This window comes from Acetobacter sp. ESL1128, assembly GCF_058505085.1.
Genome location: NZ_CP196369.1, coordinates 1,142,624 through 1,159,124, shown reverse-complemented (window position 1 = coordinate 1,159,124; position 16,501 = coordinate 1,142,624). Strand labels below are relative to the sequence as shown.

Here is a 16,501-nt window from a genome sequence, read left to right as displayed (position 1 = left end):
CGGAAAAGACAGACAAAAGGCTCAGTCCTGCTTGCTCCGGTCTTCCTCAATCAGCTTCAGCAGCTCTTCGGGCACAGGTTCATTCACAACATCATCAAAAAGCTGGTGCAGGCCGCGCTTCAGCCAGACATCAAAAGCCTGATCCCGAGACTGCCTGCCTTTGCGGGGGGGAGCGCCGTCCATACTCTTTCCCATTCCGAACCTTGGATCCTGCCGTTGTGTGCCTGACGCCACTGTGTGCGGAGCAGGCAACTCATCCCCGACAGACCTGCAACTTATAAGCCCAGCATGCGCCATGTTCAGACCACTGCTGCGCTCATACGAGAGGAAACCCGCTGCGCGCCGCCATTCTTTTTTGCCGCCCCGGCCTGAACACGCTCGCCTTTTTTGCGGTCACCTGCATCAGACACGGATTCTTCTCCAGTTAACCAGACTTCAAGCTGACGCCGGGCACGGAAAACCCTGCTTTTGGCTGTACCAACAGCGCAGCCGGACATTTCCGCCAGTTCCTGATAGCTCATTCCTTCGAGAACCCCCAGCACCAAAGCTTCCCGCTGGTCATCTGGCAGCCGTGCAAGCGCTGCATCCAACTCCATCAGGCTCAGCCGGTCATCATGCCGGGCAGCAACCGCCAGCATGGACTGGGGAGCATCATCAATATCCGTAGTTTCGCGCTTTTTACGCAGGTCGGAGATAAAGCGGTTCCGCAGGATACGGTGCATCCATGCGCCAAAATTGGTTCCGGGGATAAAACTCTGCTGAGCGGCCAGCGCGTTGCAAACAGCGTCCTGCACCAGATCTTCTGCGGCAGTGCGGTTGCGGGTCAGCGCCAGTGCCTGCACACGCAGCTTGGGCAGGATGGCAATAACCTGATCGTGGAATAACGAGGCTGTCATTGTTTTTACTCCGCTCTTCTTCCGTTTTATGGGAGCAATGAACAAGACCCCGCCAAGGTTACATCCGGATGCATTTTTTGTAATCACGAAAACGAGAGCACGTAACCCCGCAGGCTCAGCCCTTCTATTCCGCCTGTGGCTGCGCCAGTTTGTGCAGCATGGTTCGCGCGCGGGACACACGGGCCTTGATGGTCCCGACATCCACCTCGCAAATCTCTGCTGCCTCGGCATAGGTCATGCCCTGCGCACCAATAAGCACCAGTGCCTCGCGCAAAAGCGGCGTAAGCTGCCACAGCAGGGCTTCAAGCTCATGCACCTCCTGCCGCCCATCTGCCAGAGATACGGCCCGCTGCGGCGGATGCTGCCCGTAATTGGCCAGCACCTCACGCTCTTTTTTGCCGCGCCGCCGCTGTTCCAGAAAAAGGTTGCGCAGGATGGTAAAGCACCAAGCCTTCAGGCTGGTACCAACCTCATACTGCGCCATACGGTCCAGCGCGCGCAAAACGGTTTCCTGCACCAGATCATCTGCCAGAGCGGGGTCGCGCGCCAAAAAGCGCGCAAAGCCGCGCAGGGATGGCAAAAGCGCCAGCAATTCCACCCTAAAAGGTGAACGCGCATCGTCCTGATCGGGATTTGGTGTGTTAATCAGGATTCATCCCCTTTCGGCAAACGCCGCTCCGTGGCATCATTGCCTTACCGTATGTTTTTATCATGACCTAATCATAAGGAGATTTGTCATGTCAGAGTCACTGCGTGACGGGCTGATCCGGGCTCTCCCTTATGGCAGACGTTATGCACGCGCCCTGACAGGCAACCAGCCCGAGGGCGATCTGCTGGTAGCACAAAGCCTGAGAGGCCTGACCTCCCAACCCCCGGCGGAGGGATTTACCCCCCTGCTCCAGCTTTATCAGGCCATCTCGCGCCTTTATGCTACGGACGAAACACACAGGAGCACCCAGGGGCCGGGCCTTTCCTCCACCCAGCGGCAATTGCTGCTGTTGACCACACTGGAAGAAATTAACGTGGAAACAGCGGCCAGAATTATCGGCCTGCCCCACGATCAGGCCGCGCACGAGCTGGAAACCGCACAAAAGCAGCTCCACAAAGGGGTGCAGACCTCCGTCCTGATTATTGAGGACGAACCCATTATTGCCATGGATATTGAACTGCTGGTCATGCAATGTGGCCACAAGGTTGCTGGCATTGCCCACACACAGGCCGATGCCGTGCAACTTGCAGCACAAACCCGGCCGGGCCTTATTCTGGCGGACATCAACCTTGGTCCGGGGGGAGATGGCATGGCAGCAGTGGCCGAAATTACGGCAAGCTTTAAGGTGCCCGTTATTTACGTAACGGCTTACCCCGAACGACTGCTGACGGGTGAAAAGCTGGAACCCTGTTTTGTCATTACCAAGCCGTTTGACCCCTTAACCCTTGCCGTTGCCACCTATCAGGCCGTAAGCAGTATGGGTGTAGCTCAGACCTGATTTGTTGGGTAAAAAGCTGCCAGAAACCTTGATCGACCTTATTCTGGAACGGCTGGCAATCTGTTATGGCGCTACCCCCCCTACTTCATTTGCAGGATATTACCCTAACCCTTGGTGGCAAACCGCTCCTTGATGGCGCCGGGTTTGCCGTTGGCAAGGGCGAGCGCGTCTGCCTGGTCGGGCGGAACGGGTCGGGCAAATCCACTTTGCTCAAAATTGCCGCGGGTCTTATTCAGCCAGATGGTGGCAGCGTTTTTCTTCAACCCGGTGCTTCCTTACGTTACCTCCCCCAAGAACCTGATCTGAGCGCATATGCAACAACAGCCGACTATGTTGCCGCCCAGATTGCAGACCCCAACATGGAATGGCGTACCGGCCCCATGCTGGATGCCCTTGGCCTGAGCGGGACGGAAAGCACAGCGCATCTTTCAGGCGGGGAGGTCCGGCGTTGCGCCATTGCCGGTGTGCTGGCCGCAGCCCCTGATGTGCTGCTGCTTGATGAACCAACCAATCATCTGGACATGCCAACCATTGAATGGCTGGAGCGCGAACTGCTCAGCCTTGGCTCGGCCATGATCATGATCAGCCATGACCGGCGGCTACTCTCCACCCTTTCTCGCTCCGTGGTCTGGCTGGACCGGGGCATAACCCGCAGGCTGGATGAAGGGTTTGACCGCTTTGAATCCTGGCGCGAAGACGTGCTGGAACAGGAAGAGCGCGACGCCCACAAGCTGGACCGCCAGATTGCCCGGGAAGAAGACTGGATGCGCTACGGCGTAACAGCCCGCCGCAAACGCAATGTGCGCCGTGTGCGCGAACTGGCCGCCCTGCGCACAGCCCGGCGCGATGCAGTGCGCGCTCCGGGCACGGTTACTCTCAATGCCCAGTCCGCCTCCACCTCCAGCCGCCTTGTGGCTGTGGCGGAGGACGTGAACAAGGCGTGGGGGGACAAATGCGTAATCCAGAACCTGAACCTGCGCGTCCTGCGCGGGGACAGGTTGGGTGTTGTGGGGGCCAATGGCGCGGGCAAAACCACCCTGCTGCGCCTGCTAACCGGGGGTGACCAGCCAGATAGTGGCACCATTAACCTTGGCCCATCCCTGAGCATGGTCACACTGGACCAGCAACGCCGCTCCCTTAACCCCGAACGTACTCTGGCCGAAACCCTGACCGATGGCGGGGGGGACATGGTGCAGATCGGGGATGAAAAACGCCATGTTATTGGCTACATGAAGGACTTCCTGTTCCGCCCCGAGCAGGCGCGCACCCCTGTTAGCGCCCTGTCTGGCGGGGAACGAGGCCGCCTGATGCTGGCCTGCGCACTGGCCAAGCCATCCAACCTGCTGGTTCTGGACGAACCAACCAACGATTTGGACCTGGAAACGCTGGATATCCTGCAAGATATGCTCAGCACCTATCCCGGCACGGTTCTGCTGGTCAGCCATGACCGTGATTTTCTGGACCGTATTGCCACATCCGTGCTGGTGGCCGAAGGCGGCGGCGCATGGGTGGAATATGCCGGTGGCTACAGCGACATGCTGGTACAGCGGAACCTGCAACCGCTGGAAACAGCCCCCGTTATCCCCACTTCCGAACCAGCAAAACCGCGTGAGCAGGCCACCCGGCAAGCCACCCGCAAACTCAGCTACAAAGACCAGTATGCGCTGGACAACCTGCCGCTGGAAATGGAAAAACTGGAAGCCAAAGCCCAGACACACCGCACCAGCATGGCGGACCCCGACCTGTATAGCAAAGACCCCAAAGCGTTTGACCGGCACTCCACCGAGCTACAGAAAATTGAGGCCAGACTGGCTGAATGTGAAGAACAGTGGCTTGAACTGGAAATGAAGCGTGAAGCATTACTGACGGAGCAGGGCTGACCCTGCCCGTTCCCCGCGTAACGCCGCAAGGTGACTTTACCCCTTGAGGACCTGATAAATGCAGGCACGATGACAAAGCCATCTAACACGCACAAACCTTCTGCTGGCCCATGGGCCAGCGCGCTGCGGTCATTGCTGCGCAACCGCGCGGCACTTGCCTCGGTTGCGGTTCTTGCCTTTATTGTGGTGGCAAGCCTGTGTGCGCCGTTTTATGCCCGTCACATTGCCCATACTGACCCGTTTGTATCCAACGTTGCAGGCACCATTATGCTCAACGGGCAGGAAACAGACATCATGCAGCCCAACGACAACCCGCTGCATCTGGGGCTTAGCCCCATTGGCCCCACCGGGCACACTGCTTACCTGCTAGGAGCAGACAGTCAGGGGCGCGACATTATGGCCCGGCTGCTCTATGGGGGGCGGAACTCCCTGCTTATTTCCTTCAGTGCTGCGATACTCTGCCTTGTTATGGCTGGAGCTGTTGGGATTGCCGCCGGTTTTTTTGGCGGGGTAACAGATATGATCCTGTCCCGGTTGATGGATATTATGTGGGCCGTACCTGTTTACCTGTTCGCCATATCGCTCTCCATTGTCACAATCACTTCGGGCCTGCGGATCGGACCTTTTGTTATAGAGGCCGATAACCTGCTTATTCCCATTGTGATTATTGCACTGGTGTATGTGCCCTATGCAGCTCGTCCGGTGCGCGGGCGCGTTATTGCGCTGCGGCAGGCCGAGTTTGTGACTGCGGCCAAATGCCTCGGCGTACCCCGGTGGCGTATTGTACTGCGCGACATTCTGCCCAATGTCAGCACAACGCTTGTGGTTATGGGGCCATTGCTTATGGCCATGGCGCTACTGGCGGAAAGTGCCCTGTCTTTCCTCTCCATTGGTGTGCAGGCCCCGGCGGCTTCTTGGGGGACTATCATTCTGGATGGCGAGGGGTTGATTTACACCCGCCCCATGGTGGCCATTGCCCCCGGTCTGGCCATTGTGGCCGTAGTGCTTGCCCTGAACATTCTGGGCGATGGCCTGCGTGATGCGCTGGATGTGCGCGATGCCTCCCGGCGGGAATAGGAGGAAGGACAGACCATGATCATGCCCCTCCTGCGCCGTCTGGGTCAGACGGTTTTTGTTCTGTTCGGTATTTCCGCGCTGGTGTTTGCCGTTTTTTTTGCAACCCCCGGAGCAGACCCCACGGCCCGTATTGCAGGGCGCAATGCCGCCCCCCAGACCATGGAAAAAGTCCGTAAGGAATACGGCTTTGACCGCCCGTTACCCGTGCAATACGCCATTATGATGAAAAAACTGTTCATCACCCGTGATCTGGCAAGCTACGCCAACCGGGGTGAACTGGTTGTGCCCGAAATCATGCGGGCGGCCCCTGTAACCCTCTCGCTGGTAAGCGGAGCCGCTGTTATTTGGGTGGTGCTGTCCATTGGCATGGGGGTTGTTGCCGCTGCATGCAAAGGGTCATGGATTGACCGCACACTCATGATGGCCGGGCTGGTTGGTATTTCCATTCCCGTTTTCTGGCTTGGGCAGGTTGTTAACCTGATCACCCAGAACCGTTACCACGATACATGGCTGTTTTCCTGGGTGCCGGGGCTGGGGTATGTGCCTTTTACCCAAAGTCCATGCGGCTGGTTTTTGGCGCTGGTTATTCCGTGGTGTGTGCTGGCAGTCATGTTTGTTGGCATTTACAGCCGGATTTTACGGGCTGATCTGGTCGCGATTATGGGGGAGGACTTCATACGCACGGCCCGTGCCAAAGGGTTATCCCCTGCCCGCATCCTGCTCCGCCATGGCCTGCGCACAGCGCTTATAACCTTTGTTTCGCTCTTTGGCATGGACTTTGCACAGCTTGTTGGTGGGGGTGCATTGCTGACAGAGGTTGTTTTTGGCCTGCCCGGCGTGGGCCGCCTGACCTATCAGGCGCTCAACAGCCTTGATCTGCCCCTGATCATGGCCACGGTCATGTATTCGGCCGTATTTGTGGTGCTGGCCAATGCTCTGGTGGATGCGGCCTATCTTTTTCTTGACCCAAGGGTGCGCGATGCCCACTAACACGCCCTCCCCCCCGCTGCTGGATGTGCACGATCTGTGCGTGAGCTTTACCTCACGCGGGCAGGTCGTCCCTATTGTGGAGAACCTGTCCTTCAGCATTGGTGAGCAGGAAATACTGGGGCTGGTGGGGGAATCCGGGTCAGGCAAATCTGTTACAGCCATGGCTCTTATGGGGCTGATTGATGCGCCCGGCGTGCATGTGAGCGGTTCCGCCCGCTTTAAGGGGCAGGACCTGCTTGGCCTGTCTGGCAAACAGATGCGTGCTCTGCGTGGCCGGGAAATCGCCATGATTTTCCAGGACCCGATGACCGCCTTTACCCCCGTTTATACCATTGGCTGGCAGATTGATGAACAGTTGCGTGCCCACCAGAACTTCTCCCGCAGGCAGGCCCGCACCCGCACGGTAGAACTACTGGGGGAAATGGGGGTGCCAGACCCCGCCAATACTGCCAACAGATACCCGCATCAGCTTTCTGGCGGGCTGCGCCAGCGTGCCATGATCGCCATGGCGCTCTCCTGCAACCCGTCCCTGCTGATCGCGGATGAACCCACCACAGCACTGGACGTAACCGTACAGGCCCAGATTCTGGACCTCATGCGCAGGCTCCGTACCACCTATGGGTCCTCTGTCCTGCTGATCACGCACGATATAGGTGTGGTGGCCGAAACATGCGATAGCACATTAGTCCTATATTCCGGCCGGGCGGCGGAAACAGGCGCTACCCAAGACCTGTTTGCTCACCCTCAACACCCCTACACAGCAGCTCTTTTAGCCTCCATCCCACCCATGAACGGCCCGCGCCCGGACAGGCTGCCAGCCATTCCCGGCACGCCCCCCCAACCTCTGGAGCGCCCGGCAGGCTGCGCCTTTGCACCGCGCTGCACGTACACCCATGCCTCCTGCCTGCCTGCACCACCCCCTGCATTTTGCACGGTTGGCCAGGCGCATAAAGTGGCCTGTGTGTTGCCGGAGGAAGGAAACCCCCTCCCCAAGCGCGCCTACACCAGCGCAACACCTGTTCTGTGAGAAGCCCCATGCAGTTCCCTTCCTCCACCGTGCAGGCGGCTCCTCTTCGCTCATCTTCAGGTGCAACGCAGCCTTTGCTGGCGGTAAGGGATGTTTACAAGACTTACAGCCTCAAACACGGGCAAACACTCCGGGCGGTAGATGGCGTCTCCTTTACCGTTATGCCCGGCGAGGTGCTGGGTCTTGTAGGGGAATCCGGTTGCGGCAAGTCCACATTAGGGCGCTGCCTGCTGCGGCTTAATGATGTGTCTGCCGGCCAGATTATTTTTGATGGTCAGGATATAACGCGCCTGCCCGAACGTATTTTGCGTCCCCTGCGCCAGCAGATGCAGATGGTCTTCCAAGACTCATACGCATCCCTTAACCCCCGCAGGCGGATCGGGGACCTGCTGGCAGAACCCCTGCGGGTTCACCGCACACCGGATGGGCGCAAACATACACCCATGGCCATAGCGCATAGGCTGGAAGAACTGATGGAGCTGGTCAGCCTGCCCCGTGCCGCGCTGGAACGCTACCCGCATGAATTTTCGGGTGGGCAGCGCCAGCGCATTAATATTGCCCGCGCTCTGGTGCTCTCCCCCCGCCTTGTGGTGGCAGATGAACCTGTTTCGGCTCTGGATGTTTCGGTTCAGGCCCAGATTGTCAACCTGTTTGCAGATTTACAAAAAAGCCTAGGCCTGACCTATGTTTTTATTGCCCATGACCTTGCTGTGGTCCGGCAGATATCCACCCGTGTTGCGGTCATGTATCTTGGCGTGATTGTAGAACTGGGGGAGACAGATACCGTTCTGCACAACCCGGCCCACCCCTACACCATAGCCCTGACGCAAGCCGTGCCCCGCCCGGTTGTGGGGGCACCAAGGCATGCTCCTTTGCGTGGAGAAATCCCAAGCCCTGTTAACAAGCCTTCAGGCTGTCGCTTCCATACCCGTTGCCCCGCTGTGCAAACCCGCTGCCAGAACGAAGCCCCGACCTTAACGCCAATTGCTCCCAACCACGCGGTTGCCTGCCACTACCCTGTGTTAAAAAATACGCACGCATAAATAGTACCACGCCTTGCCCGACGGAGTAGAAGCCTCCTGAGTTCTTGCATAACTACCGGTCAAGCCAGCAGCCACGCTGGAACAATTGCATCGAGATCATATTTCGGCCGGGTCAAGGACTGAGGCATATCGTCACCTTACTACGCATGCTGCCCCTGCGCCTTTTTCTCGGCCACCTCCCCCGATGCAAGCATCGTATTCTGAGCGAGATTGTTTGAGGCCCTCGAATACGCAGCCCGCATGGGTAGGCAGGTTCAACAACTGTCGTATCCTTGATACCTGTCCGCCACATCACACCAGCCGAGGCCGAGTAACATTTTTATGTAACTATGGACCAAATTCTCATGGCCGCGTAACTTGTAAAATTAGGTCCCCACCAATCCCGGGACTGTTAAAACATCGCGTAATCCAGCAAAAACTGTTCAGGGTTCAAGATATTGTCTCGACGCCTCCTGCTTTCTTCCCTGAGCCTTGTTGCCCTTCCGGCTCTGTACCTCGCGCCGTGCAGTCGGGCGACCTCTGCTGAGTCCTCGCCTTTCGCGTTCCAGCGCACCTCTCTTGATGCAACAGGCGAACACCCTGAAATCTGTCTGCATTTCAATCAGAACCTGAACGCACGAAAAACATCAACACTGGCCCGTTCGGTCCATCTCTCACCAAAAAGCGCCTTCACACCCCGTGTTGAGAACGACACATTCTGCCTTGGCAAGCTTGCCTTCGGGCAGGGGTACACAATAACAGTCGACCCGGATTTTACTTCAGCCGATGGTCAGAATCTCGCCGCCCCTCTCATGCTCAGCGCCCGTTTTGGGCGTCGTGATGCGCATGTCGGGCTAACAGGAGATGGCTTTATTCTACCCGGACGCACGACCGGGCGTACGCCTGCCCTCGCGATCGAAACTGTTAACGTCTCCACTGTTCGTCTCCACGTCTTTCGGGTCGCTGCATATCAGCAGTTTCCCGGCACAGATCATATCGACAGCACACTTCCTGATCTGAACCAGACCAGTTTTGACCCTTATACATTCCAGAACCTGCTGGACACGACCATGCGTGAAATCTGGCATGGCAGCATGGCTATTGATCATGCCCCAGACCGGTCTGTGACAACTGGATTCCCGCTGGCAGAGATAATTGGTGCAGGACAGAACGGGCTTTATCTGGTGACGGTAGAAGACGCCGCAACGCCGCCCGAAAAAAGCGCAGTGGAAACCGCGCTTAAACGTGGGAACACCAACGCCGATCCACTGCAAGGCAAGCCTATTTCTGCCCGCTGGGTTAATCTGAGCGATCTTGGCCTAACCATGCTGCGCGGTGAAGACGGGCTGACAGTCAGTGCCCGCTCCCTGATGAGCGGACAGCCTACTCCTGATGTTACGCTAACACTGCGTGCGCGTGATGGCGGCACTCTGGCGACAGTCAAAACGGATGCGAGTGGCCTTGGGCATTTTGATGCCCCCCTGCTCCGTGGCACCATGGCAGACCGCTCCTCGGTCCTGCTGGCCAGCAAGGGAGAAGATTTCGGCTTTCTGCATCTTGACCGGCAATGGTTTGATTTTTCGGAACAGCACCTTGAAGGCGCAGTCAGCCCTTTTCAGGGGAGCAGTCGCGCGCTCGTGCAGCCTGACCGCGGGATCTATCGTCCCGGGGAGAGCGTGCATCTCCTCACTCTTCTGCGTGACCGCGCAGGGCAGGCTATTCCAGACACGCACCCGGTCCTTGTTCTGTACCGTCCCGATATGATGGAAGAACGGCGCATTCCGCTTACAGGTGCGGCAGAGGGCGGCTATGCTACCACCCTGCCCCTGAGCGCCAGCGCTCCCACGGGCCTGTGGCGGGCCGACATTCTGCTCGACCCTTCCCTGCCCGCTATCGGTTCGGCCCGTTTCAGCGTTCAGGATTTCGTGCCACCCAGTATCGAAGCCAGTTTTAAGCCCCCCGCCTCCGCAATCGCTGGACAGACCGTTGAGATTGATGCCTCGGCACGTTTTCTCTACGGCGCACCCGGTGCGGGCCTTAAAAGTGACAGTTCCTACAAGCTTGTCCCCGTAACCGATCCGATCCCTGGCCTTACAGGCTGGGCTTTCGGGTTTGAGAACGAGGAAACACCATCAGCCAGCGGCGACATCAGCGCAGATCCAACGGACCATGAAGGCCATACACAGTTAACCTTCACGCCGGATATTCCTCCGGGCCTTACCCGACCGCTCGCGCTTGATATACGAGCCGGTTTTCTGGACCCCATGGGGCGGCGCGTGGGTGAGCACTTTACAATTCCCGTCCGCCGCACCGCGCCGCTGATCGGCCTCCATGTCGCGGCAGATGCTTCTTCCAGCATGGGTAGTGCTGTTATCCCCGTTGATCTTGCAAGTTTTGCACCGGATAACAGCCCGGTTGCCATCAGCAAAATTCACTGGACCCTGTCACGCGTCAATCGGATCTATAACTGGTCCCACACACCCGACAATGGCTGGACCTTCAGCAGCCACACCGTGGACGTGCCCATGCGCTCGGGCGATATTGCAACAGATGCCAAAGGCACAGCGCGGATTACCCCCACGCTGGACTGGGGCGAATACCGCCTGAGTGCCGTCCCGAGCGAAAGTGACGACGTAACAGGCAGCTCGCTCCGCTTTCAGGTCGGTTGGGGTGGTAGCGGTGATGCCAGCACACCGGACCATCTGCCGCTCAGCGTGCGCGATACCCATATCATGTCAGGCGGTAGTACGGTCATCCACATTGGTGGCGGTTTTGCCGGGCAGGCCCAGATAACGCTTGCAACAGACCGTGTGCTGAACACACGTTTTGTGGACGTACCGAAAGAAGGGCTGGACGTGCCCGTAACCGCCACACCGGACTGGCATTCCGGTGCTTATGCACTGGTCACACTCTACCGCCCCCTCAACAGCCCCTCCGGCCTGCGTCCGCATGACCCTGTGCGGGCGGTTGGTGTCACATGGATTGGTGTTAATCAGGACACGCATCGGCTGAACGTAACGCTTGATGCGCCCCGCACGGTCACGCCACGCCAGCGCATAACCATTCCCGTAACAGTGCAGGCCAGTCAGGGTCTGCCAGTGGGGCAGGTGCAGGTTGCGGTGTCCGCGGTCGATCAGGGTATTCTCAACCTCACGCATTTCACGCCGCTCAACCTGTTTGATGCCCTTTACGGTCGCCCCCGCCTTGGGCTGGACATGCTGGACAACTACGGGTCCCTTCTGCTGAGTGATGCGAAAAACGGCCAGATCCGCTCTGGGGGGGATGCGGCCTCAAACGGCAGCAGCGCAGACGGCCCACCCGTGCGGACAACGGAAAGCGTCGCGCTGTTCGATGGTCCGGTCGCACTCGACAGCACCGGGCACGGCACGCTCTCATTCGATGTGCCGGATTTTGACGGCCAGCTTCACCTGATGGCCTCCGCCTGGAACAAAAATGCCGTTGGCAACGCGCAAGCAGACATCACAGCGCGGGACCCGGTTTTCCCCGACTTGGGGTTGCCACGGTTCCTCGCCCCGGGAGATACGGCGCAGGCACAGGTCTCCATCATCAATGTTGATGCGCCATCGACACCTTACGAGGTGCAGATCACCACAGATGGGCCGCTCCGTGTTCTCGGCTCCAGCACACTCAGCGCCCCCGTCAAACCCGGTGAACGCGCTGACCTGCGTGTTGCGCTAGCCGCCACCCCTACCCTGCCGGGCCGTACTGCCACCGCGCATGTCCATCTTACATTGCGCCGATCCGGCTCATCAAAAGCCCTGCTGACGCGAAGCTGGCCCATCGGCATCCGGCTGGCGCATGTTCCGCTGACCGTCAGCCGGACTGCACCGCTCCCTCCCGGGAGCCACAAAACGTGGGACCGCACGGAACTGGCGGGCTTCAACCTAGCAGACGCTCGGATAACCCTGAACATCTCCGCATCGGACGGCCTTGATACAGTCGGGTTGCAAGAATCCCTGCAATCCAGCGTCTGGGGGGATTCTGATACACTGGCAGCTCAGGCCCGTGCGCTGCTGCAACAAGGCAACCCGCCCCACCCCGAGACACGCGACCACAGCAACACTCCGGGTCAATCCATCCAGTCAGCCATCAATACGCTTTTTGATCGCCAGAGCCCGTCAGGTGAGATTGGCCAGTGGGACCGCTCAGATGGCCTCAGTCTTCCCGATGATCTGGACTATCTTGCCGATTTCCTGATCCGGGCAAAAGCCGCTGGCTACACCGTGCCGGAGGACCGGCTCGGCCTGCTGCTCGACCATATTGAAAGCGAGCAGCTCCAGTCTCAAGACATCGATGATGATGAGCATGACAGTGAAAGGCAGGCAGAACGGCTGAATACTCGCGCTTACGCGGCGTACGTGCTGGCCCGTGCTGGTCGCCTCCACCCTGATGCCATCCATACTCTCGCGGCCTCGCTCGTTGCGCGGCAGGATGCTACCCGTGTCAGCTATGTCTGGGCTGACACGGCAGGCTCCAATGCACAGGCCAATCCTCTGGCCCTTGGGCATCTCGCTGTTGCACTCGCAATGGACGATGCACCGGAGGACAACAGCGCAACATCACCAGAAGCACTGCTGGACGCAGCCATCGCGGCACTCGGGCCGCCCCGCACGGGAAAACCGGATCTGTGGGATTACCGATACTGGACCTACGTGCGCGATCTGGCCGGGCTGGCCGCCCTGACCGCCGAAGCACATGACGACCGGCGTACCCACCTGCTCATCGGGCGGTTTGGCAAGCTCTCTCTGTCGCCGGATATGCTGACAACTGCAACCAGAACGGCGCTACTCGAAGCCGCAAGCGCCCTGAACAAGGATACTGACGGGCGGAGCGTGCGTGTGCAGGGGCGCCCTAACGCCACACCGCTGCGCCTGCCGCTGACCTACCCGTTTGAGTCCGCCGCACTCGGAAAAGGTCTTCAGGTTGAGAATACTGGCAAAAAGATTCTGTTCAGCACCCTGACCGTGCAGGGCGAACCAGCCGGGGCTGTCAAACCTCTCACCAACGGGCTGACACTGACCATGCAGGGCTTTACCCTGACCGGCCAGCCATTTGACCTGACCCACATGCAACAAAATGACCGGTTTATCGTCAGCCTCAAAGGCACGGCCCTCCACCCTGGTCCTTATCTGGTAGGCATCACCAGCCTGTTGCCTGCCGGATGGGAAATCGAGAGCATTGTGCCTCCTGATGAAGCCGCATCTGACGACCATGACGGGGATGACGCTGAGAACGACAGCACAAAGCCCCCTTATGCTTTTCTGGGCACACTCAGTAACACCGAACATGCTGCCGCGCTGGATGATCGGTTCAACGCTTCGGTAAGCTTCACAACGCAGTCTCCAGACCTTGCGATGCGGAGCTTCCATGTCGCCTACATCGTCCGCGCCATTACCCCAGGCCGCTTTACTCTGCCTGAAGCGATGGTCAGCGCACGGAGTCTTCCGAGCCTGATGGCGCGCACGGCATCAGGGACTGTCGAGATCACCGCGCATTGAAGGCCTCCCTTCACCTTGCCAGAAACTGTACGCTCGGCCTACTGCTTACCAGCCTCATTCCGGCTGGTCTGCTGGTGGCCGACCGTTTTAATCCACCAGACCTACATCGGGCCGAGCAGGCAGCCCTTCTGGCTCAAGCCCGCGACCATACGCTGCTTGACGGCCATACAAGCCGCGATGGCTTCTGGCGTCTGCCGGTTGAAAACCAAGATGTTGACCCGACTTACATAAAGCTTCTGATGGTAACGGAAGACCACCGCTTTGAAAGCCATCCGGGGGTTGATCCGCAGGCGCTTGCACGCGCCATCTGGCAACTGGCCCGGCGCGGTCATATTGTCTCGGGTGGTTCCACGCTGGCCATGCAGACAAGCCGCCTCCTTACCCCGCACCGTCATACATGGGGTGGCAAGCTGCGCGATATTCTGCGCGCCCTCCAGCTTGAATGGCGCTTCGGCCGCCGGGGGGTGTTGAACCTTTACCTCACGCTGGCGCCTGAAGGCACGAATATCGAAGGCATCCGTGCGGCATCCCTGCTCTATTTCGGGCATGAGCCCCGCCACCTAACGCCTACCGAAGCCGCGTTTCTTGTAACGTTACCCCGGCGACCCGCCGCACTCCGCCCCGACCGCCACCCTGACGCCCTGCTGAACGCTGCGCATCGCACACTGCAACGCGCCACTCCATTACAGCCTGTTGCATGGCCAACACCAGATACACGCGGCGTACCGCATGATGCCCCTGAACTCGCTGGCCATTTTCTCAGCGCAGGGCGCAGCGGCGTGGTGGTGACAACGCTGGATGCAAGGCTCCAGCGCAACGCACGGCAGGTGCTTGCCAGCCACCCTGCGCCGCTACGTGGAACCTTTGCGGCACTGATTGTCGACCATGAACTGAAGATTGTGGCATGGGTCGGAGGAGCCGAGCATAAGGCTCCGGGCAATGCGATAGACGCTGTTTTGGCGCCCCGCTCCCCCGGTTCCACACTCAAGCCGTTTGTCTATGGCATGGCATTCGAAAACGGCTGGATGACGCCGCACACACATGTGCGCGATAGCCGACTTGCCATTGGCGGCTATGCCCCCAGGGATTTTGACCATACTTTCCGGGGGGAAACCACCGTGAGTGAGGCCCTTCAGCTTTCACTCAATGTGCCTGCCATTCAGGCACTGGAGCGGGTTGGCCCCTCCCGGTTCATGGACCGCCTTTCCGCCTGCGGTGTGCGGTTGCGACTGCCAGAAAACCCGAATGGCACACAAAGCGCACCGAGCCTTGCAATCGTTCTCGGGGGAGCTGGCATCTCACTCCATGACCTGACAATGCTGTATGCGGCACTCGACCATAATGGTCACGTCGGCCCCCTACGCCGTGAACCAACAGACCTGGAATCGGCAGCCCCTGCACCCGAGACAATCCTGCTGTCCAGCAGAGCAAATGCCGACATTCGTACAATCCTGCGGGGCACCGCTCCACCGGCTGGTGTCGCTTCATGGGAGGGCGTTGCCTTCAAGACAGGCACATCCTACGGCAACCGTGACGGATGGGCGATGGCCTCTACCCCGCAGGCAACAGTCGGTGTCTGGGCCGGACGCCCGGACGGCACAGCCTCTCCGGGGCTAACCGGGCGGGATACGGCAGGACCAGTGCTGGCAGCTCTCCTCTCTCTGCTTTCTTCACCCCCGCATACATCAGCCTCGTCAGCCAGTGCCCAACCTCACCGTGCTGTTGCAGTCCTGTCGCCCGCTCTGCGCAGCTTGCAACAACAGCAGGCGCCACAGATCATCTTCCCGCGCGATCACTCCGAAATTGAAAGCAGTTCTTCCGAAGGCACGATGCTTCCTGTCGGGTTGGAAGGCTCCGGCGGCCATCCGCCTTATCATTGGTATATCAATGGCATTTCGCTGGATGTGCCGCCCGGTGCGCAACCATCCTGGACACCCGATGCTCCCGGCTTTGCCCATATCACTCTTGCAGATGCGCAAAACGCCCATGCAACTATTGATATTCGTATACGGTAGAATGGAACCCTCATGCAGCGTCAATTTATTTGGTTATAATCTTGAACGACAATATATAATTGATAATTTTCAGAAGAGAGCAAGCATTAAACACCCGAACCACAATCGCAAAAGCGAGAAATAATGACAAAACTTTTAAAAAGTAACCTCCCATTTTTTTTGGAAAAAGAATTTGGCGAAATTAGAAGATCCATGAAAAATTCTGTGAACAATAAAGTTCAGATAGTTGATTACATAAAACACGATATCCAATTCATAAGCACACTCGGTTTGAGTAATTTAACTATTTTCAATAACAAAAAATCTGAATGGTTTATGGAGTTTGATGGCGAATTGGCGTCAGAAAATGCGGCATCCATGATGGACTATTATGTTTCAATGCTAATAGAGAAGCATATACCTTTTCCAAAAAGAGAAAATTTCATTTTATTTCCAGATCAAGAAGATCATATATGGCCGAATGATAATACATGTGGGATATATTTTACATTTCCAGCATATAGAAGTGAAGAATTTGATATTAATATGGAAATAATTGGAATTTTGGCAATTTAGGTTGTTCCAATAACAAATTCAGATAAAGATATT

At 58.1% G+C, this 16,501-nt stretch carries 12 protein-coding genes; 9 read left to right on the top strand and 3 right to left on the bottom strand.

Annotation, left to right across the window (positions count from 1 at the left end):
- Nucleotides 1-21 precede the first annotated feature (21 nt).
- The 3 genes from ACSYTG_RS05390 to ACSYTG_RS05380 all read right to left on the bottom strand — a co-directional run bounded on the left by ACSYTG_RS05390 (nt 22) and on the right by ACSYTG_RS05380 (nt 1,467).
- Nucleotides 22-183, bottom strand: coding sequence for a NepR family anti-sigma factor (locus tag ACSYTG_RS05390; RefSeq protein ID WP_231945768.1), 162 nt, complete (start codon nt 181-183; stop codon nt 22-24).
- A 116-nt stretch (nt 184-299) separates the two neighbouring features.
- Entirely contained in the window at nt 300-896 is a 597-nt protein-coding gene (locus ACSYTG_RS05385; protein WP_086646461.1) for a sigma-70 family RNA polymerase sigma factor, read from the bottom strand.
- A 124-nt stretch (nt 897-1,020) separates the two neighbouring features.
- Entirely contained in the window at nt 1,021-1,467 is a 447-nt protein-coding gene (locus ACSYTG_RS05380; RefSeq protein WP_489784012.1) for a sigma-70 family RNA polymerase sigma factor, read from the bottom strand.
- Between the two features lie 166 nt (nt 1,468-1,633).
- Here ACSYTG_RS05380 and ACSYTG_RS05375 point away from each other — a divergent pair, with 166 nt between their 5' ends.
- From ACSYTG_RS05375 to ACSYTG_RS05335, 9 genes are all read left to right on the top strand, one after another.
- Nucleotides 1,634-2,383, top strand: a complete 750-nt coding sequence (locus ACSYTG_RS05375; RefSeq protein ID WP_086646460.1) for a response regulator — start codon at nt 1,634-1,636, stop codon at nt 2,381-2,383.
- A gap of 65 nt (nt 2,384-2,448) precedes the next feature.
- Nucleotides 2,449-4,263 (top strand): ABC-F family ATP-binding cassette domain-containing protein, encoded by a 1,815-nt coding sequence (locus ACSYTG_RS05370; RefSeq protein ID WP_489783995.1) that lies wholly within the window; start codon nt 2,449-2,451, stop codon nt 4,261-4,263.
- Nucleotides 4,264-4,332: 69 nt separating this feature from the next.
- The gene (locus tag ACSYTG_RS05365) at nt 4,333-5,340 is read left to right on the top strand and encodes an ABC transporter permease (protein WP_489783994.1); all 1,008 of its coding nucleotides are present in this window, start codon (nt 4,333-4,335) and stop codon (nt 5,338-5,340) included.
- 15 nt (nt 5,341-5,355) lie between these two features.
- Complete coding sequence (locus ACSYTG_RS05360; protein ID WP_095349815.1) at nt 5,356-6,330, top strand: ABC transporter permease; 975 nt, start codon at nt 5,356-5,358, stop codon at nt 6,328-6,330.
- Entirely contained in the window at nt 6,320-7,357 is a 1,038-nt protein-coding gene (locus tag ACSYTG_RS05355) for an ABC transporter ATP-binding protein (RefSeq protein WP_489783993.1), read from the top strand. The genes ACSYTG_RS05360 and ACSYTG_RS05355 overlap by 11 nt, the downstream gene beginning before the upstream one ends.
- Before the next feature lie 8 nt (nt 7,358-7,365).
- Complete coding sequence (locus ACSYTG_RS05350) at nt 7,366-8,400, top strand: ABC transporter ATP-binding protein (protein ID WP_489783992.1); 1,035 nt, start codon at nt 7,366-7,368, stop codon at nt 8,398-8,400.
- A gap of 437 nt (nt 8,401-8,837) precedes the next feature.
- Nucleotides 8,838-13,898: an alpha-2-macroglobulin family protein gene (locus tag ACSYTG_RS05345; RefSeq protein ID WP_489783991.1), complete on the top strand. Its 5,061-nt coding sequence runs from the start codon at nt 8,838-8,840 to the stop codon at nt 13,896-13,898.
- Entirely contained in the window at nt 13,895-15,913 is a 2,019-nt protein-coding gene (pbpC, locus tag ACSYTG_RS05340) for a penicillin-binding protein 1C (protein WP_489783990.1), read from the top strand. Before ACSYTG_RS05345 ends, pbpC begins: the two co-directional genes overlap by 4 nt.
- Nucleotides 15,914-16,036: 123 nt before the next feature.
- Nucleotides 16,037-16,468, top strand: a complete 432-nt coding sequence (locus ACSYTG_RS05335) for a hypothetical protein (RefSeq protein ID WP_489783989.1) — start codon at nt 16,037-16,039, stop codon at nt 16,466-16,468.
- Nucleotides 16,469-16,501: the final 33 nt, after the last annotated feature.

What these genes read in the sequence shown, in the direction of transcription:
- ACSYTG_RS05390 (WP_231945768.1), bottom strand. Translation starts at nt 183, where the DNA reads ATGGACGGCGCTCCCCCCCGCAAAGGCAGGCAGTCTCGGGATCAGGCT.
- ACSYTG_RS05385 (WP_086646461.1), bottom strand. Translation starts at nt 896, where the DNA reads ATGACAGCCTCGTTATTCCACGATCAGGTTATTGCCATCCTGCCCAAG.
- ACSYTG_RS05375 (WP_086646460.1), top strand. Translation starts at nt 1,634, where the DNA reads ATGTCAGAGTCACTGCGTGACGGGCTGATCCGGGCTCTCCCTTATGGC.
- ACSYTG_RS05370 (WP_489783995.1), top strand. Translation starts at nt 2,449, where the DNA reads ATGGCGCTACCCCCCCTACTTCATTTGCAGGATATTACCCTAACCCTT.
- ACSYTG_RS05365 (WP_489783994.1), top strand. Translation starts at nt 4,333, where the DNA reads ATGACAAAGCCATCTAACACGCACAAACCTTCTGCTGGCCCATGGGCC.
- ACSYTG_RS05360 (WP_095349815.1), top strand. Translation starts at nt 5,356, where the DNA reads ATGATCATGCCCCTCCTGCGCCGTCTGGGTCAGACGGTTTTTGTTCTG.
- ACSYTG_RS05355 (WP_489783993.1), top strand. Translation starts at nt 6,320, where the DNA reads ATGCCCACTAACACGCCCTCCCCCCCGCTGCTGGATGTGCACGATCTG.
- ACSYTG_RS05350 (WP_489783992.1), top strand. Translation starts at nt 7,366, where the DNA reads ATGCAGTTCCCTTCCTCCACCGTGCAGGCGGCTCCTCTTCGCTCATCT.
- ACSYTG_RS05335 (WP_489783989.1), top strand. Translation starts at nt 16,037, where the DNA reads ATGACAAAACTTTTAAAAAGTAACCTCCCATTTTTTTTGGAAAAAGAA.